Below are 20,429 nucleotides of genomic sequence, written 5' to 3'. Positions count from 1 at the left end.
TCGCTGGGGGTGCGGGTGTCGCTGGGGGTGCGGGTGGCTCCGCACGAGAGTGCGGGCGACAGGAGGACGCCCGGGGAGGAACTACGTCGGGCGCCGGAAAGGCCGGAGGTCGGCGGCGAAGTTGCTAGCCGTGGCCGTGCAGGGCGTGGCACAGCGTGCAGGAGGCCTGTCGCAGGCCCTCCGTCGCAGCATGTGTATGACCCATGAGTGGAGTGTACGTCCGGTCGCGCCGTCCCGACTCCACCGTTCCGCCCGGAAGAACGGCGACGGTGGACGCGGCGAGGGGCGCGGCGACAGACGCGGGAACGCCCACGGCCGGTGGCCGTGGGCGTTCTCGTACGCGCGGGTCGACGCGCGGGTCGGCGCGCGGGTGTCGGCGCGCGGGTCGGCGCGTTCTCAGACCTTCTGGCCGGTGCCGCCGCCGCCCGCCGCGGCCTTGATGCCCCCGATGATCTCGTCCATCACGGGCAGCTTGGGCGCCTTGTCGTTGATGTCGAACCCGGAGCGCACGATGATCAGCATCTCCTGTGCGCCGGAGGCGGGCGACGGGAAGGCGAGGGACTGCACGTATCCGTCGTCGCCCTTGCCGGTGACGACCTTCCACCGGACCAGATAGCCCTTCTTGCCGGCGACGGTGACCGCCTCGGACTTCAACTCCTCGTGCGAGGAGATCTCTCCGTAGCTCTCGCCGCCGTAGGACTCCTCGGCGTTCTTCTTGATGTCGGCCTCGGCCGCGGCCTTCGCCGTGGTGGCCTTGATCTCCAGCGCCACCGCCGGGACGGAGTTCACCCCGCCGCGTACGCAGGACTGGTCCGGGTTGCCCGGGCACGGGTGTTCCCCGGTGGTCACTCCGGCGCCGACGGGGCCCGACTGGCCGCTCCAGCCCTTCGGCACCGGGATGCTGATGCCGCTGGCCATGTCGGTGGCGTAGCCGTCCTCGGTCGGGATCTCCTGCTGCGGCCCACCGCTGCCGCCCTCGCCGCCGTCGGGTGCCCCGGGGCCGCCGGGCGGCTGTGAGCCGTCGGGCGCCGGCCGTTCCCGGCCGGGCGAGCTGGGCGCTCCCGACGGGGTCGTGCTCGCCCTGTCCGCCGTGTCGTCGCCGTCGTCACCGAGAAGGAGGAAGCCGCCGACCACGGCCAGCACCACCACGGCCGCCGTCACGGCGAGGGCGATGCTCCTGCCACGCTTGCCGGTTCCCGGGGGCGGCGCCGACGGGTAGGGCGGAATGCCGGGCGCGCCCGGTCCGGAGGGCGCCCCCGGTGTGGAGGGCGCGCTCCAGGCCGTCGCCGAGTCGGAGCGGACCATGTCGGTCCAGGCCGATCCGTCCCACCACCGTTCCTGAGGCGGGCCTTCACCGTCATGTCCTGGGTCCGGATACCAGCCGGGCGGAGTCGTCTGTGTCACGTACTCACCATAGGCATATGGTCCGACAAAGCTGGTGAGAGGCCCATGAGAAATCGGCGTACCTCAGCTCCGGGCCGGTGGCACGATGCCGCGGATCACCCCCAGCGACAGCAGGTCCTGGGGACGCAGCTTGAGTTGCGCGGCCGTCGTACGGGTCTCCTCGGGCGGCCGTTTGAGGATCGCCGTCGCCGGTTCGGGTGCGATGACGGAGAAGTAACTGTCCGGTGTGGCCCAGGTGTTGCCCGGCGCGGCGAGAGCCAGCGCCCCGCCGGAGCCGCCCTCCCCGATCAGCAGGCTGGTGACGGGCACCCGGGCGGTGGTGACGGCGGCGAACAGGTCCGCGATCGCGGCCCCCGCGCCCGCGCGTTCCGCCTCGGCGTCGTTGGCGGCGCCGGGGGTGTCGACGAGCGTGAGCACGGGCAGGCCCAGCCGGTCGGCGAGGCGGATCAGTCTGGCCGCGGTGCGGTAGCCGGCCGGGAGGGTCGCGGTGCCGCGCTGGGCGGCGTAGGCGACCGTACGGCCGTCGTGCACGCCGAATCCGCACAGTGTGCCGGGGTCCACGCCGCCGCAGCGGTCGCCGTTGACGGTCTCGCGGCTGGTGAAGTAGGCGTCCAAGTACGCCTCGGCGCGGGGTCGTTCGGGGTCGCGGGCCAGGCTCACGGCGTCCCAGCCGGTGGCGGGCGGCTCGGCGTCGCCGAGTGCGGCCGGCGGGTCCGCGGCCGCGACGGCGCCGCCGCCGGGGCCGCCGGTCAGGAGCGTCAGCCAGTGGCCGACGGTGTGGCCCAGCGCCTCGGGCCGTACCACCGCGTCGATATGACCGGCCGTCAGCTGGGCTTCGGCGGTGTACGCGTACGGGTCGGCGTCCGGCGGCCGTACCCGCGAGCCGGCGAAGCCGATCTGGGCGCCCGGCAGGGCCAGGACCACATCGGCGCCCGCCCCGAGGGTGGCCCAGCCGCCGCCGGTCGTCGGGTCGCGCACCACCGCGATCTGGGGCAGCCCCGCCGCCCGGGTGAGGGCGGACTGCCGTGCCACCCGCTGGAGTTGGAGCAGGGCGCGCATGCCTTCCTGCATCCGGCTGCCGCCGGTCGCGATCAACGACACGACGGGCAGCCGCCGTTCACGGGCGAGGGTGTACGCGGCCTCCAGCCGGTCGCCGGTGCGCTCGCCCAGCGAGCCGCCGAGGAAGCCGAACTCGAAGGAGATCAGCACCGCTTCGGTGGCGCCGACGCGTGCGGTGCCGCAGACGACGGACTCGTCCTCGCCGGTGCGCCGCGCCGCGCGGGCACGGGACTCGTCGTACCCCGGCCAGCCGAGGGGGCCGTCCGGGGCCGCGGTGTCCTTGGGCGCCGGCAGTTCGAGTTCGGTGAAGGCGGCGGGAGCGCCGGCGGGCGTCGCCCCGGTGAGGGCGGCGATCGCCTGCCGTGCGCTCAGCCGCTCAGCCATGAAGGGCCCGCTTCATGATCTTGCCCATGTCGTTGCGGGGCAGCGCGTCCAGATACCGCACGGTGCGGGGCCGCTTGTGCGAGGCGAGCTGCGCCCCCACGTGGGCGGCCAACTCCTCGGCGGACGGCGGGGCGTCGGCCTGCGCGGGGACGATCCAGGCGACGATCCGCTCCCCCAGGTCCTCGTCCGGCTCGCCGGTGACGGCCGCCTCGCGTACGCCGGGGTGCTCCAGCAGCACGTTCTCGATCTCGCCCGCGCCGATCTTGTAGCCGCCGCTCTTGATGAGGTCGGTGGCCTTGCGGCCGACGATACGGACGTACCCGTCCGGGTCACGGACGGCCATGTCGCCCGTACGGAACCAGCCGTCGTCGAATGCGGCCTCGGTGGCGTCGGGGCGGTTCAGATACTCGGTGAAGAGGTTCGGGCCGCGCAGCTGGATCTCGCCGACGGTCTCGGAGTCGTACGCGGTGATCGGGACGCCCGTCTCGTCGACCAGCCGCAGTTCGACCCCGGCCAGCGGTACGCCGACGGTACCGGCGCGTGGTTCGCCGTCGGCGCGCACGCTGGTGTTCATCAGGGTCTCGGTCATCCCGTAGCGCTCGATGACACGGCGTCCGGTGGCCGCCGCGATCCGCTCGTGGTCGCGCACGGGCAGCGCGGCCGATCCCGACACCAGCAGGCGGGCGCCCGTGAGGGCCTTGGCGAGAGCCGGATCGTCGGCGAGAGCCTCGGCGATGCGGTGGTACATCGTCGGTACGCCGAAGAGCATCGTGGCTCCCGACGACAGCTCGCGCGCCACGCCGTCCGTGCTGAACCTGCCGAGGTGGCGCACGGAGCCGCCGCGGCGCAGCGGGCCGAGGATGCCCAGGATCAGGCCGTGGACGTGGAAGAGGGGCAGGCCGTGGACGAGGACGTCGGCCTCGGTCCACTGCCAGGCGTCCGCCAGGGCGTCGAGGGTCGCGGTGACGGCGCGTCGGGGCAGGACGACGCCCTTCGGGGGGCCGGTGGTGCCGGAGGTGTAGACGATCAGCGCGGGCGCCTGGGGGGACGGTTCGGCGGGCAGCGGCACCGTGTCCGGGGCGATGTCCGCGACGTCGGTGTCCAGGCGCGTCAACGTGGCGAGGACCGGGGGCAGTTCGGCCCCGCGTTCGGCGAGGACGAGGGCCGGTGAACTGTCGGTGACGATGTGCGTCAGCTCCCGCTCGCCCGTCTTGGGATTGACCGGCACCACGGGCACACCCGCCAGCAGCGCGGCCACCACCCCGACCGCCGTACCGAGGGTGGGGGTGGCCCAGACGGCGACCCGTGGCGCGCCGGCGATCCTGGCGGCCAGGGCGCCCGCCACCGTGGCCAGTTCGGCGTGGCTCAGTGTCCGGTCGCCGAATTGGAGCGCGGGCGTGGTGGAACGCTCGGCGAGGGCCGGGAAGAGAGGGGACACGCGTCGTTCTCCTTGCTGTCGGGACGTCTGACCGGTCGTCCGGGTGAGCGGATCATCCGAAGCCTGGCACCACCATCACGAGCCATACGGCGGCGGGTACCACTGCCACCACGATGCCTCCGTACACCATCAACTGCCGGAAGAAACGCTCCCGGTCGACATCGGGCGCGGCGGCGAGCACCAGGGCGCCGTTGGTGGAGAAGGGACTGACGTCCACGACGGTCGCCGAGACCGCGAGCGCGGCGATCATGCCGACCGCCCCGATCTCGCCCTGGGCGAGGAACGGCACGGCGAGCGGGATGAGGGCGCCCATGATGCCGACGGAGGAGGCGAAGGCGGAGATGATGGCGGCGATGTAGCAGAGCAGTACGGCTGCCAGCAGCGGGACTCCGATGTCGCCGACGGCGTTGCCCGCGTACTCGATGGTGCCCATCTCCTCCAGGACACCGACGTAGGTGAGGACACCGCAGATGAGGAGCACGGTCGGCCAGGCGACCTCGGTGACGGCCTTGCGGCTGGCGTCCGGCCAGAAGGCGCTCAGGATGACGGCGAGGGTGATGGCGGAGAGTCCGGCGTCGAGGTCGAACACGAGAACGGCGACGACGAGGGCCGCGAGCGCGGTGAGCGTGGCGGTACGGGCGGGGGTGAGGTTCGCGGCGTCGGCGGCCAGTTCTCCGGCGCCGTTCCCCTTCGTCCGGCCGTCGCCCTCGCTTTCGAGGTCGCGGCCCTTCAGCTTCAAGCCGCCGAACAGGACGAACACGATGGCCGCGATGATCAGGTTGACGACGAGCGAGGCGAAGAACAGGACGAGTTCGTTCCCCGGCAGGTTCTCGCGCTCGACCACCCCGTTGACGATCGAGCCGTAGATGCTGATCGGTGAGAAGCCGCCGGCCTGGGCGCCGTGCACGACCAGCGCGCCCATCAGCAGCGGGCTGATCCCGTAACGCGCGGCGAAACTCAGGGCGATGGGCGCGACGATGGCGACGGCCGCCGGGCTGACCGCTCCGATCGCGGTCAGCGCACCGGTGATCGCGAACATCACCCAGGGGATCAGGGCTATTCGGCCGCGTACGAGGCGGATCGCGGCGTGCACGAGCCAGTCGGTGGTGCCGTTGGCGCGTGCGATGGCGAAGAGGTACGTGACACCGACGAGCACCACGAACAGGTCACCGGGGAATCCGGCGAAGATACCGTCCGCGTCCAGGTCGGCGACGAGTTCGCCGACCCCGAAGGCGGCGGCGAAGGCGAGCGCGCCCATGTTGATCGAGCGGGTCGTGGCGATCACGAAGACGACCACGAGTACAAGGATCGAGATCAGTTCGGCGGACATCGGGGGCTCCCGTCCCTGGGTCCCGTGGATAACTGGCCAAACGGTATTGGCCAAGTGGCTGGACCACTTTGAACACCGGCCCACCAAGGCGTCAAGGGATTCGACAGGAATTGGCTCAGCCACTTGACCGCCCGGTGTTAGGCTGCGAAAGACCAGGTATGGGGGGTTCGTGTGTCCGACGCACTGCGGCCGATGGCCCGGCCGCGACTGTACGAACAGGTCCTCGACAGGCTCCGTCACCATGTGGCGGAGGGCGGTCTGCGGGCCGGTGACCGACTGCCGCCCGAACGTGAACTCGCGGGGCGTCTCGGCGTCAGCCGGGCGTCCGTGAAGCAGGCGATCGTCGTCCTCGAAGTGCAGGGACTGGTCGAGGTACGGCACGGCGGCGGCACGTATCTCGTCCGCGACAGCCTCGACGCCGAGCCGGTCGAACAACTCGTGGAGCGCAAGCGCCGGTTGCCCGACGTGCTCGAAGCACGCGAGGCGCTGGAGACGAAACTCGCCGAACTGGCCGCCGAGCGGCGCACGCCGGAGGATCTGGCCGCGATGCGGGCGGCGCTCGATCACATGACCGCCGAGATCGAGGCGGGCGAGCCCGGCGTCGAGGGCGACCGGCTCTTCCACGCCGCGGTGACGGCCGCCGCCCACAGCGCCCTGCTGGCGGAGTTCATGCGGTCCATCGCCGAGCAGATCACCGAGAGCCGTAACGAGTCGCTGCGCCAGCCCGGCCGCCCCCAGCGTTCACTGACCCAGCACCGCGCGATCCTCGTGGCGATCGAGGAGCGGCGCGGCAAGGCGGCGGCGACGGCGATGCGCCGTCATGTACGGACGGTGGCGAAGGTGCGGCTGCTGGACTGGAATCCGGGGGACGACGTCTGAGCCGTACGCGGCACGGATCCGGGCACGAAAAGAGCCCCGGCTGATTCGGGGGATGGACCAGCCGGGGCCGTTCGGTGTGGCCGCGGAGTCGTCACTTTCCCCTCCGCGACCACATATAGATGAACGCTCAACCACGACAGGGTGTTCCCCGACGCGCCGGCAGGGCGCCTGTGAGCCGTGCCACGGGCGCCGCCGACAGTCCGTCTCACGCCCGTTCCACGCCGGGCGCGCCCCCGGGCGCATCGAGCGCGGCGTGATGGGATCGTGGAGCCGGACCGGCCTCGGGAGCGTGGCCCGGCGTGCGCCGGGCCACGCTCCCGGCGGGACTCAGAGCCTCAGCACGAACGAACGGATAGCACCCATGGGCGAGTTGATCCTCATCAGACACGGCGAGACGGAGTGGTCGCTGTCCGGGCAGCACACCAGCCACACGGATCTGCCGCTGACCGCCCACGGTGAGAACCAGGCCCGCGCGCTGGTCCCCCTGCTGGCCGACCGCCAGATCGCGCTGACCCTGGTCAGCCCGCTGGCGCGCGCCCGGCGCACCGCCGAACTCGCCGGGCTGCGGTCCACCCGTATCTCCCCCGACCTGCACGAATGGAACTACGGCGGATACGAGGGCGTGACCACCGAGGAGATCCGCCGCACCCGCCCGGACTGGAATCTCTGGACGGACGGGACGACACCGGGCCCCGGCGAGCACCCGGGCGAGAGCCCGTCCGACGTCAGCGACCGGGCGGACCGTGTGCTCGCCGATGTCCGCGCCGCCGGTGAGCGCTCGGGCGACGGGGACATCGCGCTCGTCGCCCACTCCCACTTCCTGCGGGTGCTCACCGCCCGCTATCTGCGGCTCACGGCGGCCGAGGGCGCGCTGTTCCGGCTGGAGACCGGGACGGTGTCCAGACTGGGCACCGAGCACGGCAATCCGGTGATCACCGCATGGAATCTGGCGCTGCCCGACAGCCTGTTGCGTACGGTCCAGGACCTGCCGCACAGCGCCTGACGGCGGGCCGCACACACAACGCTCGTTCACGTACATAGCCCCGCCGGTCGCATACGACCGGCGGGGCGTTCGCGTTCGGACCCTTCACGACGAATGCCCGTTCATGGATTTGAACCTCGTGAAGTTCCGCTGAATCTCTTGTTGCTTGACGTGGACACTTCTACTCTGATGCGACTCCAGCGCCACGCCCCCACCGAATCGGAGAAATGAGACGTGCCCAGAATCAACCGCACCGTCCCTGTTCTCGGCGCCGCCGCAGCGATGTTGCTGACGGCACCGAACGCGTACGCGGAAGTCGAACCCGGAGGGTGGACCTCGACGTCGCCCTCCTTCACCGTCCAGGAGAGGGGCTGCGGTCAGGTCGACAACCTGACCTTCACGCTCACCTGCTCGACCGCCAGCGGCGACCAGCGCGCCGAGCGGCGTTACGCCACCTACACCGGAGGCACCCGGCAGTTCGAGGGCTACTTCCGGATCGCGAGCATGGGCGGCACCCGTATCAGCCTCAAGCAGACGTTCAACGAGTCGGCATCCGGGCCGTTCTTCATGCTGGCCGGTGAACGCGGCGGACGGCTGTACGCGGTCCACGGCGGCACCACCCTGTCGAACGCCGGCACGGTCGGCGCCACGGTCCGGGTCAACACCGTCCATCAGGTCGGCAGCGAACACCGTACGTACATCAACGGCTCGCTGAAGCACAGCTACGCCAGCCCCGGCGGCAGCTTCTACGACAAGTTCGGCGCGTACCGCACGGACAGCGGCAGCGGGCCGGCCAACGTGGTGTGGAGCGGCGTCAAGTTCTGGCGCAAGTAAGGCGGTTGAGGCCCACTCCGGCCCGGTGACCGCGCGGACCCGCACGAGGTCCGCGCGGTCACCGGGCACTCCCCCACAGCCCGGAAGGACGGCACCGTGCCCTGTCGACTCCGACTCGCGCTCCGGCCACGCCCGCGCGCCACGATCGCCGCGGTCCTCACCGCCTGCGCGCTGGCCGGCTGCTCCGGCGCACCGCCGGACAAGGCGCCGAAGGAGCCGCGGAGTACAGCGCGGCTCGCGGGCACGCTCGACTCCCCCATCGACGTCACCCTGCGCTGGAAGGACGACGAGCCCGGAGTGGCGGGCCGGACGGTGGAGTTCGCGACGGAGCGGTCGGGGCCGTACACGGTGCTGGAGTTCGCGCCGCCGGACCGTACGACGTACCGCCATCCGGATCTGATGCCCGAGACGCCCTTCTACTACCGGCTGCGCTCCTACTTCGGACCGGCGTCCGCGTCGGTCGAGGTGGCGCTGCCGCCCGGTGAGCCGTCGGAGAGGGAACTCTCGGGCAACCAGGAGTGGATGACCCCGCGTACCGTCAAAGGCCCGAAGGCCAGGACCGCGCCACTCACACCCGGGCCGGCGGCCGACGCGAACACGGCTGCCACCCCTGCGGACTTCGAGGCGAGCGTCAGGCACGCGACGGGTATCGAGTTCACCTGGACGGATCGCGCCGCCGGCGAGGACGGCTATCTGCTGGAAGTGCGACAGGCCGGCAGCGAGGGCTACCGGCCTGTGGCACTGCTGGATCCGGACATCAACGCGTTCGGACTGATCACGCTGCCCGAGGAGAAGCGGGCGTCGTACCGCGTACGGGCGTTCGTGTACGGGGAGCGGTCCAACGTCGTTCGCCTGAGGACGGGTTCGGACCCGCGGGCCTAGGGCCTGTCGTTCGGATCTTGCCGTCAGGCGTCGGCCTTCACGTCGGCCGCCGCGTTCGCCCTGATCGGGGCGCCCGCGTCGTGCAGGCTCCGCAGGGCCTGGCTGTACGAGGTGATCAGGCTGGTCTCCAGATAGCTGACGCCCAGTTCCTCGCAGTGCTGCCGGACGATCGGCTGCGCCTCGCGCAGTTGCGGCGACGGCATGTTCGGGAACAGGTGGTGCTCGATCTGGTAGTTGAGCCCGCCGAGCGCGATGTCGGTGAACCAGCCGCCGCGCACGTTGCGCGAGGTGAGCACCTGACGGCGCAGGAAGTCCGGACGGTCGTCGCCGCTCAGTGTGGGCATTCCCTTGTGGTTGGGCGCGAAGATCGAGCCCAGGTAGAGACCGAACAGGCACTGGTGGACGGCGAGGAAGGCGATGGCCTTGCCGGGCGGCAGCACGACGAACAGCGCGCCGAGGTAGAGCGCGAAGTGCGTGAAGAGCAGGACGCCCTCCGAAGTCCGCTGCTTCAGCGAGCGGTTGGCCAGCGCGCGCACACCGGCGACATGCAGGTTGAAGCCCTCAAGCGTGAGGAGCGGGAAGAACAGGAAGGCCTGCGAACGGCCGATGAGGCGCGGAAGTCCCTTGGCGGCCCTGGCCTGTCCCTGAGTCCAGACGAGGATGTCGGGAACGACGTCCGGGTCCAACTCCTCATGGTTCGGGTTGGCGTGGTGCCTGGAGTGCTTGTCCTGCCACCAGCCGTAACCCATGCCGATGGCGAGATTCCCGGCGATCTTGCCGGCGCGCACACTGGCCTTGCGCAGCCGGAACACCTGACGGTGGCCCACATCGTGGGCGAGGAGCGCGACTTGGCCGAAGACCACGGCGAGGAAGGCGGCGACGGCGAGCGTCCACCAGCTGTCGCCGACCAGCGCGAAGGCGACCCAGCCGGCGGCGAACAGGCCGGTGACGATGGAGACCCGCAGGGCGTAGTACCAGGGCCGCCGGCGCATCAGACCGGCCGCGATGATCTTCTTGGAGAGCCGGGCGAAGTCACTGCCCGTCTCCCTGCACGCCTGATTCGCGGCCTCACCCGCGAAATCGGCGCCTGGTTCCAGTACCGCGGAATCCTCCACGGTACTGACGGTGTTGACTGACATGCGGCCACGCCTTTCGGATGTGTCACGACCGTGTGCCGGTGTATGACGGCTCGGCAGGCAGGGTGGCCGGTGAGGAACACAAGCCCAGGGGGACGTCGCTGCCGGTCGTGGACGGGTGGGCAACTGCGGCAGACAGCGCGATCGCTGCATGCGGTCGGACCTGGTCCACTCCGGTGCGCGACAACTGGGTATGGCCGCTAAGAATGCCGCTGACATCCTCACCGAGGACCAGTGCTGCTGCCCACACTCATGGGACAGCGGGAAGTCAGGGGCTGGGGCCTCCTGATGAACAGTGTAGCTTGCGCGCGAATTGGGCTACTTACACTGCGCAGACAAGTGCCCGCAAACGGTTTCTGAACTGCGCGAATACATATCCCACCCGCTATTGGGCGACCCCTTGCGCATTTAATTTTGCAGGAGTCTGCACATTTGCATACCATGCAATGTGTGACGAACAAGGGTGCCGGAGCGGGTCTCCGTGAACGCAAGAAGCAGGCCACGCGGGCGGCGCTCAGCGAGGCGGCCGTACGGCTCGCCGCCGAGCACGGCGCGGAGAACGTCACCGTCGAAGCCATCAGCAACGCCGCCGGTGTCTCCCCGCGGACGTTCTTCAACTACTTCGACAGTCACGACGACGTCTTCGTGATGATGGACCCGGACGTCGGGGAGCGCGTCCGGCGGGCGATCCGGGACGCCCCCGCCGAGCTGTCCCCGCTCGACGCGGTGCGAGAGGCCATGGCCGCGGAGCTGGCCGAGGTCGAGCTCCGGCACGAGGTGTGGAGCCTGCGCGCCAAGGTCTTCCAGAAGTCGCCGCATCTGCTGGCCAGGGGTCTTGGTCTGCACATGGCCGAGGAGCGCGATCTGGCGCGGACGATCGCGCGCCGGATCGATCCGGACGGCCCCGCCGGCCCTGACGTTCACGGCGGCCCCGGGGGTTCCGGCAGCGGTACGCGGAGCGACAGCGCCGCGCCGGCCGGCGCCGATCCCTGCGAGGACGCCGACATCGACCTGTACCCGCGGCTGCTCGCCGCCGTCGCCGGCACGGCCGCCCGCGTCGCCATCGAGCACTGGTACGCGCACTCGCCGCCGCTGACGTTCCCCGAGATCTTCCGGGACGTCTTCACCCACCTGTCCGCCGGGCTGCCCCAGCCGCCCGCCCAGACCGACGACCGTCCTTCCGACGGCCGAACCACGGAATCATAAGAAGGCCACCTTGACCGCAACAGAGGCGTCCGACCAGGCGCCCACCTCCATGAACAACCGACAGATACTCCAGGCCATGTCGGGCCTTATGGCCGGCATGTTCGTCGCCATCCTGGCGGGCACCGTGGTGGCCAACGCGCTGCCGCGCATCATCGCCGACCTGGGCGGCAGCCAGTCCGCGTACACCTGGGTCGTCACGTCCGAACTGCTCGCGATGACCGCGACGGTGCCCCTGTGGGGCAAGCTCTCCGACCTCTACAACAAGAAGCTGCTGCTCCAGCTCTCGCTCGGCATGTTCGTGGTCGGGTCCCTGCTGGCCGGGTTCTCGCAGGGCATCGAACTGCTCATCTTCAGCCGGGTGATGCAGGGCATCGGCGCCGGTGGTCTCACCGCGCTCGCGCAGGTCGTGATGGCCGCGGTGATCCCGCCGCGCAGGCTCGGCAAGTACGCCGGCATGTTCGGCGCGGTGTTCGCCGTCGGCACCGTCGCGGGACCGCTGGTCGGTGGCGTCATGGTCGACACGTCGTGGCTCGGCTGGCGCTGGTGCTTCTTCATCGGGGTGCCCTTCGCGCTGCTCGCGATCGTGCTGCTCCAGCGCACGCTGCGCCTGCCCACCGTGCGCCGGGACGTGAAGATCGACTACCTGGGCGCGTTCCTGATCGTCGCCGGTGTCTCCGCGATCCTCATCTGGACGTCCCTGGCGGGCAACCAGTTCGACTGGGCGTCCTGGCAGACGGCCGCGCTGACCGGCGGCGGTGTGCTGCTGCTCGTCGCCGCGGTCGCGGTGGAGGCGCGGGTGCCGGAACCGATCATCCCGCTCGACATCTTCCGCAACCGCACCGTCACGCTGACCACGATCGCGAGTCTGCTCGTGGGTGTCGCGATGTTCGGCGGCACCGTCTTCCTCTCGCAGTACTTCCAGATCGCCCTTGGCAAGTCGCCCACCGTGGCGGGGCTGATGGGGCTGCCGATGATTCTGGGTCTGCTCGTGGCGTCCACCATCGCGGGCCAGATCATCAGCGCCACCGGCAAGTGGAAGATCTATCTGGTCGCTGGCGGGATCATCATGACCGCCGGACTGGCGTTGCTGGCGACCATCGACGCCAACACCGGCTTCGGGCTGCTCAGCCTCTACATGGCCATCCTCGGTATCGGCGTCGGTCTGCTGATGCAGAACCTGGTCCTCGCGGCCCAGAACGACGTCCCCGCCTCCGAGTTGGGCGCCGCCACCTCCGTACTGTCGTTCTTCCGCAGCATGGGCGGCACGATCGGCACCAGCGTCCTGGGCGCGATCCTGGCCAACCGGGTGGCCTCGGAGATGGCCAAGAGCCTGGGCACGGAGGGCGAGGCGGCCGGCGGTTCGAGCCATGCCGTGCCGGACATGACGAAGCTCCCGGCGCCGATGCGGGAGATCGTGGAGAACGCGTACGGTCTCGCGACGGCGGAACTGTTCCTGGTGGCCACCCCGTTCGCCGCGCTCGCGCTGCTGGCCGTGGTGTTCATCAAGGAGAAGCCGCTGAAGACGACCAGCGGCATGGAACGGCTCGCCGAGGAGGCCAAGCAGGCCGTGGCGGACGGCGACAAGCCGTCGTCGCCGACGCCGGTGAGCTGAACCGGCCGCCCTCGCGCCATTCGGCCCGTGGCCGGGCGATCACGGGCCGAATGTCGTCTGGCGCCCGCCGCGCGGGGCGGGTTGGCTGATGACCGTACGCGCATCAGTACGCCGCCCCCAGCGCCAAGGACCTCAGATGACCACGGGTACGTCCTCCCCGACCGGCCCTGCCGCGCCCGGCCCCTCCGCGACACCGGTGCCCGGCCCCCGCCAACTGCCCCTGATCGGCAACCTGCCCGCCTTCTCGCGCGACCCCCTCGGCTTCTTCGCCAGGCTGCGCGGCCACGGCGACGTCGTCTCCTGGCGGCTCGGCCCGCAGCGCGCGCTGTTCCTGTCGCGGCCCGAGCACATCGGGGAACTGCTCACCGGGGTCGAGACGCAGTACCGCCACCCCGAACTCGGCTGGGCCTTCAAGCTGGTGCTCGGCGAGGGTGTCGTCACCTCGGAGGGCGCCGCGTGGCGGCGCAAGCGCGCGCTCGTACAGCCGGTGGTCCGGCCCCGCCAGGTCCGCGCCTACGCGGACACCATGACGGACTGCGCGTCGTCGCTGGCCGGGACCTGGCAGCCGGGCCAGCACATCGACGTACGGCGGGAGATGCTGGGCCTGACGCAGCGCATCGCCGTACGGACCCTGTTCGGCACGGACACCGCGGGCCGCGAGGACACGATCGGCCCGGCGATGGACACCGCGCAGGCCGCCATCGGCGCCGAGTTCCGGGGGCTCACGCTGTTCCTGCCACCGTGGGTCCCGACGCCGGGGCGGCTGCGGCTCAAGAAGGCCGTCGAGGTCATCGACAGCGAGGTGAACCGGGTGACGGAGGAGCGCCACCGCAGCGGCGTGGAGCGCGACGACCTCCTCAGCCGGCTGCTCGCCGCCCGTGACGAACAGGGTGACCGGCTGACCGACAAGGAGATCCGCGACGAGGCCGTCACGCTCTACATCGGCGGCCACGAGACGACGGGTACGACGCTGACCTGGGCCTGGTATCTGCTCTCGCGCAACCCGGAGGCGCGGCGGCGTCTCGCCGACGAGCTGACCGCCGTCCTGGACGGACGTACGCCCGGCTTCGACGACTTCAAGGAACTGCGCTGGACGGAACAGATCATCAGGGAGACGCTGCGGCTCTACCCTCCCGTGTGGCTGATGACGGTCATCGCGAAGGACGAATCGACCCTGGGTGGGCGGCCGGTGGCGGCGGGGACGGTGCTGTGGGCAAGTCAGTGGAGCGCGCAGCGCGACGAACGCTGGTTCCCGGAGCCGGACGCGTTCCGCCCCGAACGCTGGGACGAGGACGCGCCCCCGGCGCCGGACCACGCGTGGTTCCCGTTCGGCGGCGGCGCCCGCGCCTGCCTGGGCGCCCGTTTCGCCACGGTGGAGGCGGTGTTGGTCCTGGCGACGCTCGCACAGCGCTTCCACGTCGACCTGCCCGCCCACGAGATCCCCCCGAAGACGGGCCTCACTCTCCAGCCGGGAGCCCCGGTGAGGGCGACTCTGCGGAGCGCGTGAGGGGGCGTAGGCGGGGGCGGCTACCATCGCCCCCATGAACAGCGCGGGTGAGAGCCGTGACGGTGGAGCCGGGTCGGACTACTTCGCCGGTGACGCGGCCGCGCGGGGGCTGGGCATCGTGCTCGTCGACACCGGTCCAGGACGGGCCACCCTGCGGATGAGTGTGCGGGGCGACATGGTCAACGGGCACGGGACCGCCCACGGCGGCTATCTCTTCCTCCTCGCCGACAGCGCCTTCGCGTGCGCCTGCAACAGCCACGGCCCCGTGACCGTCGCGGTGGGCGCCGACATCGACTTCGTGCGTCCCGCGCACGAGGGCGACGTCCTGACCGCGACCGCACGGGAGCGCACCCGGCTCGGGCGTGGCGGCGTCTACGACGTCACGATCACGCGCGGGGACGACGTACTCGCCGAGTTCCGGGGGCGCAGCCGCGCGCTCAGGACCTGACGAAGGGCCGAGGAAGGACACGGGAAGGGCCCGCACCCGGCGGACGCGGTGCGGGCCCTTCGTCGTGCGTGGCTACGCCGTGATCCGGATCTCCGCGCGTTCCGTGACGCCGTTGACCGTCACCGCGACGGTGGCCGCGCCCCGCCGCAGCGCCGTGAGCGTCCCGGTCGCCGGGTCGAACGCCGCCACGTCGCGGCGGTTCGCCTTGTCCGGGTCACCGATGTGCACGTTCGGTGAGCCCGTCCAGTCCGCGCTCACCGGGAAGCCGACCGGCACCTTTCTGGTCCCCTGGGTGACGGTCGCCGCGAGGGCCGCCTCGTCGCCGGTCGCCAGCGCGGCCGGCGCGTCGAGCGCCAGCGCGTCGGTGTGCGCGCGTGTCTGTACGGAGACCCAGTCGGGCCCGCCCTCCCACGGCTCGCGCCGGGCCTTGGACTGCTCGCTCCGGGAGACCCTGTCGACGCCGACGAGCGACCAGCCGGTGAAGCCGCCCTCGTCGGCCGGGGCCGCCGGGTTCTTCCCGGAGTTGCCGTTGATCAGATACGGGACGCCGTGCACGCGCGAGGCGTCGAAGACCCCGACGTGGCTGCCGATGAATCCGGCGCCCTTGCCACTCGTACGGCGGAAGTCGGCGAGCCAGCCCTCCAGCAGCGCGGCCTCCTTGCGGTCACCGAGCTGGCTGCCCTTCTGCACGGTCGGGTCGCGCGGCGGTACGTGCTCGATGACCATCACCGAGCTGACGCGCGCGTCGTCGGCCGCCGCGTCCAACTGGGCGCGCAACGCCTTGATCTGGGCGAATCCGCCGCCTCGCAGGGAGAGGCTGGAGGTGTCGAGCGTGACGAAGCGCGTCCCGCCGTGGTCGAACACCCGCTGCGCGGGGCCGAATTCACCGACGAAGTTGTCGATCTTCCCGCCCATCACCTCGTGGTTGCCCGGCACGTAGTACCAGGGCACCTCGTCCCCCAGCTCCTGCGTGAGCACCGACCGCGCGAAGGCGAGGTCCGCGGGCGAACCCTCGTCGACCAGATCGCCGTTGACGACGAGGAAGTCGGGCTTCGCCGCCTTGATCTCGCGCAGGGTGCGCCGCGCCTGCTGGACGATCGCGCTGTCCGGTTCACGCGCCACGAACTGCGCGTCCGACATCACGGCGAACTGCCAGTCCCGGCCCTCGGTCTCGGCGGCCGGGTCGATCAACGGGTCGGCGGCGGGCCGCTGTTCGGGCAGGTCGACGGTGGGAGGCACCTGCGCCGTCAGCCCGTCGACGACGATCTCCCCGGTGTACTGCTTGTCGGCGGCGGTCTCCGCCAGGTAGAAGCGGAACACCGACAGCGGCATCGCGGCCCCCTGCGGCACCGCGAACGTCACCTGCCGCCAGCCGGTCCACGTGACGTACGGGCCCCGGAGCAACTGGTCCGATCCGGCGGCGTCCTTGAGATGCAGCGTCGGCCAGGCGCCCTTCCCGTCGCCCTTGATCCACAGCTTGAAGGACTGCGGCTGGCCGGGCACGGTGATCGGCTGCGGCGGGCTCGCGTACGCGGCGCGGGTCGCCGTCGAGAGCCCGAAGTCGTACGTCAGCTTCAGACCGGTGCCGGTCTGTCCCTCGGGGGTCGCGGCCACGGAACCGGCGGCGCGGGCGTGGCTGAACTTCCAGCTCGCGGCGTCGTCGAAGGCCGAGACCTGCTGCTCCTGAAGTCCGACGCTCACCGCCAGCGCGGTGGTGACGCCGTCGACGGTCGCGGTGATCCGGCCGGCGCCCGCGCCGGTCCTGGAGGTGACGGTGAAGGAGCCCTTGCCGTCGTCGGCGACGTCGAACAGGGCCCGGTCGTAGGTGAGTCGTACGTCGCGCGGCTCCACGGGCGCGGACGCGCCGTGCACGTCGAGGCCGACGATGCCGAAGGTGCCGGTCGCCCCGCCGTCGGCGAGCCCGACGCGGGTGGTGGTCGGCCGGATCCGGGCGAGGTCGTCCAGGACGGTCAACTCGATGGATCCGTCGGCGCGTCCGCGTTCCGCGCGCACCTCGGTGGTGCCGCCGCGGCGGGCGGTGAACACTCCGTCGTCGTCCACCCGGCCGACCGACGACCGTTCGGTCCGCCAGCGCGGGTCACCCTGCGCGGGGCCGTACGTCTCGTCGTAACCGGCGGCCGTGAGCGCGCGGGTCAGTCCCGGGAAGACGCGTTCGGGGCGGCCGCCCTTGACGGGGTCGTCACCGGGCGCGGCTCCTGCGGGCGTACGGGTCTCGACCCAGAAACCGTCGAGGCGTCCGCTGCCGTCGGGCGCGGTGAGGGCGAGGCCGTTGGGGACGGTGCGCTCGCTGCCGTCGGAGGGGGCGTTCTCCACCTGGAGGGCGTCGCTGCCGGGTTCCCGGGCGACGAGGGTCGAGGAGCCGCCGCCGTCGAGGTTGAGCGCGTTGTACGCGCCGGCCTCCTTCATCATCACCGCGAGTTCGGTGAGGGTGACACCGCCGCTGTCGGCCTGCCTGCCGTCGACGGTGATCACATGCATCTCGCCGCCGTCCTTGGAGAATCCGACGGCGGTGCGGGGCGCGGCGGTGTTGTTGCCCTGGCCTTCGTGGTTCTGCGCGACCCCGTCGACGACGAGGAGCTCCCGTCCGCCGACGGCCGTACGCGGCAGCGGTCCGCCGTTGGTACGCGGGCTGTACTCCATGGTCACCGGGTCACCGGGGCGCAGCGCCCGGAGCTGTACGGCGCCGGCCTCGCGTCCGACCAGGACGGTGGTGCCGGGCTCGATCGGACCGGTGCCGGGCTTGTCGGTGACGGTGACGACCTTGCCGTCGCGTACGGCCACCTCGGCGACGGGAGTCGCGGTGTCGACGGTGAGCGCGCGATTGGCCTGACCCCACGCGGAGTTGTACGCGCCGACGCCGCCCGCGGGCACGTTCGCGGCGTTGTACGCGGCGAGGGGCCGCGTCCCCGTGGGCAGCGTCAGGGTGCCGTCGAAGTACAGCTCCAGGACGCGCCCGGCGTTCTCGGGGCCGATACCGACGGCCCGGTTGGCGCCGGCGGCGGGCGACTGGGTGAGCGCACCGTCCTTGATCCCGGGTCCCTGCGGCGCGCCGGTCTCGTTGATGTCGAAGAAGTCGGCGTTGATGGCGGCGACGGTGCGCCGGCCCTTGCCGGGGTCGTGACCGGCGGCGAGTTCGGAGACGCTGCGGCGGTCGGCGACCTTGCCGGACGAGAGGTAGTCGGCCCGGACACCGCCGCCGTCGAGGTCGACCGACAGCGCGTCGACACGCAGCCACTTGTCGGATTCGAGGCGGTCGTACGAGGTGAGGCTGACGCCCGGCGCGACAGGACGGGAGCTGCGCGCGGTCTCGATACCGTCGCCGTCCACGACGGATCTGGGACTGCCCGCCGGTCTGCTGGCCGGGGGCGGCGCGACGGGGCGCAGCACCTCGGCGGCGTTGCGCGGACGGGGGTCGGGCGTGGAATCGGCGACGGACGGGGTGATGGCACCCGTTGTCAGTGCGGTGACCGCCGCGAGCAGCACGACGGACCGGCGGGCAATGCCTGGGCCCACAAGTTCTCCTGTAGTACGGGGGGTTGGCGCGGATGGAAAGCGCTGTCAGCCGCCCAGCATCGCCGTGAGTGCCCCGGTTCGCCAGGGGTTCATGGACACGTCGGGGAGAACAGGGGGCACCGTGGAAGTGGCGTCGGGCACCCACCATCGGGTCTGATGATGCGTCAGTGGGGCGCGGGAGACGATCAGATCCGGCGGGCGCTCGTCACGTGTCGTGGGTGACGGTCGCGTCCTCGGACGCCCGTCACCGGGCGCGCGGCGCGGATTCCCGGCGCATGAGCAGCAGGGCCATGTCGTCGCCACCGCCGTGCTCCCCCACCAGGTCGCCGAGGCTGTCGGCCAGTTCCTGGTTGTCCCGGGGACCGTCCCGCACGGCTGCCGCCAGCCGGTCCAGTCCCTCGTCGAGCGTGGCTCCCGGCCGCTCCACCAGCCCGTCGGTGTAGATGAGCAGGGTCTCGCCGGGATCGAGGGTCGCCCGGGTGAGCGGGTAGGCGGTTCCGCCGCGCCGTTCGGCGCCGTTGGAGATCCCGAGCGGGAGCCCGCCCGCGGTGTCGAGGGCGGCGCAGGTGCCGTCGGCGCGGCGCACCATCGGTTCGAGATGGCCCGCCCGGACGATCTGGAGGGCTCCTGTCGACAGGTCGACTTCCACGTATGTGCAGGTGGCGAAGCGTTCGGTGTCCAGTTCGTGGAGGAAGGTGGAGGCGCGCGTCATCGCCGTCGCGGGCGAGTGCCCCTCGGAGACGTACGCCCACAGCACTATCCTCAGCTGCCCCATCACGGCGGCGGCGTCCGTGTCGTGCCCCTGGACGTCCCCGATCATCAGGCCGACCCGGCCGCCGGGCAGCGGGATCACGTCGTACCAGTCGCCGCCGATGTCGCGTCCCGCCCTGGCCGCGCGGTAGCGGACGGCGATCCGGGCGCCGGCGACCTCGGGGATACGGTGCGGCAGCATGGCCCGCTGGAGGCTCTCGGCGAGGTCGTGCTCCTGCTCGAAGAGCATCGCGCGCTGGAGGCTCTGGGCGATGCTGCTGCTGAGCGTCACCAGGAGGTTGCGTTCCTCGCCGGTGAAGCCGCCGTGCCGGGAGTAGAGCAGGCCCAGGGCGCCGATGGTTCTGCCCTGGACGATCAGGGGCAGATAGGCGCCCGAGGCCACCGGGAGCTGTTCGATGTGCTCCCAGAGCGGCGGGAAACAGCGCCGGAACTCCTCGCGTGAGGTGATGTAGCGGGGCCGTAGCGTACGGACGACCTCGCTCATCGGGAATCGCGCGTCGATCCGGGTGTACTGGAGCTCCGGGACGTACAGACCCAGCCGCCCCTCGGTCACCGTGTGGACGCGTCCGTTCTCCACGACGCCGAGCATCACGCTGACCGCGCCGAGGTTGCTGAGCGCCTCGGTGTCCTTGAGGGCGGCGGTGACGTCGTCGACGGTCGTCGCGCGGGCCAGCAGCGCGGTGACGCGGCGGACCATGCCGGTCAGCCGGCGGCGGGTCTCGGCCAGCTCGGTGCGCAGGGCGGCGTCGTCCAGCTCGCGGGTGGCGTCGCGTACGACGCCGATGACCCGGTACGGGTCGCCTTCCGCGTCGCGTACGAGCCGGCCCTGGGTGTGGAGCCAGCGGCGCGATCCGTCGCGGCAGCGGATCCGGAAGTACGCCCCGTAGATCTCCTTGCCGTTCTCCAGCGCCCGCCGGATCAGGGTGTCCAGGCGCTCCAGCTCCTCGGCGGGCACCCGGCTGGCGACCGCCATGTGACCGTCGTACTCGTCGGGGCGCAGATCGAAGACGTCGAGCGCGGCGG

General features: G+C 71.4%; 14 protein-coding genes and 1 pseudogene. 8 read left to right on the top strand and 7 right to left on the bottom strand.

Annotation, left to right across the window (positions count from 1 at the left end; all coding sequences use genetic code 11):
• Positions 1 to 396 precede the first annotated feature (396 nt).
• From BHU15_RS08605 to BHU15_RS08590, 4 genes are all read right to left on the bottom strand, one after another.
• Complete coding sequence (locus BHU15_RS08605) at positions 397 to 1,404, bottom strand: DUF2510 domain-containing protein (RefSeq protein ID WP_079128003.1); 1,008 nt, start codon at positions 1,402 to 1,404, stop codon at positions 397 to 399.
• 63 nt (positions 1,405 to 1,467) lie between these two features.
• Positions 1,468 to 2,847 (bottom strand): carboxyl transferase domain-containing protein, encoded by a 1,380-nt coding sequence (locus BHU15_RS08600; RefSeq protein ID WP_069626640.1) that lies wholly within the window; start codon positions 2,845 to 2,847, stop codon positions 1,468 to 1,470.
• The gene (locus tag BHU15_RS08595) at positions 2,840 to 4,285 is read right to left on the bottom strand and encodes an acyl-CoA synthetase (protein WP_069626639.1); all 1,446 of its coding nucleotides are present in this window, start codon (positions 4,283 to 4,285) and stop codon (positions 2,840 to 2,842) included. The genes BHU15_RS08600 and BHU15_RS08595 overlap by 8 nt, the downstream gene beginning before the upstream one ends.
• A gap of 52 nt (positions 4,286 to 4,337) precedes the next feature.
• Positions 4,338 to 5,615 carry an SLC13 family permease gene (locus BHU15_RS08590; protein WP_069626638.1) on the bottom strand — a complete coding sequence of 426 codons (1,278 nt, stop codon included), beginning with the start codon at positions 5,613 to 5,615 and terminating at the stop codon, positions 4,338 to 4,340.
• A 171-nt stretch (positions 5,616 to 5,786) separates the two neighbouring features.
• Here BHU15_RS08590 and BHU15_RS08585 point away from each other — a divergent pair, with 171 nt between their 5' ends.
• The 4 genes from BHU15_RS08585 (at position 5,787) to BHU15_RS08570 (ending at position 9,192) form a co-directional block, all read left to right on the top strand.
• A complete protein-coding gene (locus BHU15_RS08585) occupies positions 5,787 to 6,494 on the top strand; it encodes a FadR/GntR family transcriptional regulator (RefSeq protein WP_069626637.1) in 708 nt (235 codons plus the stop codon).
• 361 nt (positions 6,495 to 6,855) lie between these two features.
• Positions 6,856 to 7,497, top strand: coding sequence for a histidine phosphatase family protein (locus BHU15_RS08580; RefSeq protein ID WP_069626636.1), 642 nt, complete (start codon positions 6,856 to 6,858; stop codon positions 7,495 to 7,497).
• A 213-nt stretch (positions 7,498 to 7,710) separates the two neighbouring features.
• Positions 7,711 to 8,310 carry a hypothetical protein gene (locus BHU15_RS08575; protein ID WP_255293064.1) on the top strand — a complete coding sequence of 200 codons (600 nt, stop codon included), beginning with the start codon at positions 7,711 to 7,713 and terminating at the stop codon, positions 8,308 to 8,310.
• A 96-nt stretch (positions 8,311 to 8,406) separates the two neighbouring features.
• Positions 8,407 to 9,192 (top strand): fibronectin type III domain-containing protein, encoded by a 786-nt coding sequence (locus BHU15_RS08570; protein ID WP_079128002.1) that lies wholly within the window; start codon positions 8,407 to 8,409, stop codon positions 9,190 to 9,192.
• A gap of 23 nt (positions 9,193 to 9,215) precedes the next feature.
• Here BHU15_RS08570 and BHU15_RS08565 read toward each other — a convergent pair whose 3' ends face one another.
• Positions 9,216 to 10,331 carry a fatty acid desaturase family protein gene (locus tag BHU15_RS08565; RefSeq protein ID WP_079128001.1) on the bottom strand — a complete coding sequence of 372 codons (1,116 nt, stop codon included), beginning with the start codon at positions 10,329 to 10,331 and terminating at the stop codon, positions 9,216 to 9,218.
• A 438-nt stretch (positions 10,332 to 10,769) separates the two neighbouring features.
• Here BHU15_RS08565 and BHU15_RS08560 point away from each other — a divergent pair, with 438 nt between their 5' ends.
• The 4 genes from BHU15_RS08560 (at position 10,770) to paaI (ending at position 15,101) form a co-directional block, all read left to right on the top strand.
• Positions 10,770 to 11,534, top strand: coding sequence for a TetR/AcrR family transcriptional regulator (locus tag BHU15_RS08560; RefSeq protein WP_069626635.1), 765 nt, complete (start codon positions 10,770 to 10,772; stop codon positions 11,532 to 11,534).
• 49 nt (positions 11,535 to 11,583) lie between these two features.
• Positions 11,584 to 13,146 carry an MDR family MFS transporter gene (locus tag BHU15_RS08555; protein ID WP_466927632.1) on the top strand — a complete coding sequence of 521 codons (1,563 nt, stop codon included), beginning with the start codon at positions 11,584 to 11,586 and terminating at the stop codon, positions 13,144 to 13,146.
• A gap of 136 nt (positions 13,147 to 13,282) precedes the next feature.
• Complete coding sequence (locus BHU15_RS08550) at positions 13,283 to 14,653, top strand: cytochrome P450 (protein WP_069626633.1); 1,371 nt, start codon at positions 13,283 to 13,285, stop codon at positions 14,651 to 14,653.
• Positions 14,654 to 14,687: 34 nt separating this feature from the next.
• Entirely contained in the window at positions 14,688 to 15,101 is a 414-nt protein-coding gene (paaI, locus tag BHU15_RS08545) for a hydroxyphenylacetyl-CoA thioesterase PaaI (RefSeq protein WP_069626632.1), read from the top strand.
• A gap of 72 nt (positions 15,102 to 15,173) precedes the next feature.
• On the opposite strand, the gene BHU15_RS08540 is transcribed toward paaI, so the two are convergent.
• Positions 15,174 to 18,635 (bottom strand): phosphodiester glycosidase family protein, encoded by a 3,462-nt coding sequence (locus BHU15_RS08540; RefSeq protein WP_069626631.1) that lies wholly within the window; start codon positions 18,633 to 18,635, stop codon positions 15,174 to 15,176.
• A 259-nt stretch (positions 18,636 to 18,894) separates the two neighbouring features.
• Positions 18,895 to 20,429: pseudogene (locus tag BHU15_RS08535) on the bottom strand (SpoIIE family protein phosphatase); the annotation flags it as partial.

The sequence above is a fragment of the Streptomyces niveus genome (assembly GCF_001723055.1).
In the GTDB taxonomy this organism is placed as follows: Bacteria; Actinomycetota; Actinomycetes; order Streptomycetales; family Streptomycetaceae; genus Streptomyces; species Streptomyces niveus.
The sequence above is the reverse complement of the archived record's forward strand: the minus strand, read 5'-3'. Positions and strand labels throughout refer to the sequence as shown.

What these genes read in the sequence shown, in the direction of transcription:
- BHU15_RS08590 (WP_069626638.1), bottom strand. Translation starts at nt 5,615, where the DNA reads ATGTCCGCCGAACTGATCTCGATCCTTGTACTCGTGGTCGTCTTCGTG.
- BHU15_RS08550 (WP_069626633.1), top strand. Translation starts at nt 13,283, where the DNA reads ATGACCACGGGTACGTCCTCCCCGACCGGCCCTGCCGCGCCCGGCCCC.
- BHU15_RS08555 (WP_466927632.1), top strand. Translation starts at nt 11,584, where the DNA reads ATGAACAACCGACAGATACTCCAGGCCATGTCGGGCCTTATGGCCGGC.
- BHU15_RS08565 (WP_079128001.1), bottom strand. Translation starts at nt 10,331, where the DNA reads ATGTCAGTCAACACCGTCAGTACCGTGGAGGATTCCGCGGTACTGGAA.
- BHU15_RS08600 (WP_069626640.1), bottom strand. Translation starts at nt 2,847, where the DNA reads ATGGCTGAGCGGCTGAGCGCACGGCAGGCGATCGCCGCCCTCACCGGG.
- paaI (WP_069626632.1), top strand. Translation starts at nt 14,688, where the DNA reads ATGAACAGCGCGGGTGAGAGCCGTGACGGTGGAGCCGGGTCGGACTAC.
- BHU15_RS08560 (WP_069626635.1), top strand. Translation starts at nt 10,770, where the DNA reads ATGCAATGTGTGACGAACAAGGGTGCCGGAGCGGGTCTCCGTGAACGC.
- BHU15_RS08580 (WP_069626636.1), top strand. Translation starts at nt 6,856, where the DNA reads ATGGGCGAGTTGATCCTCATCAGACACGGCGAGACGGAGTGGTCGCTG.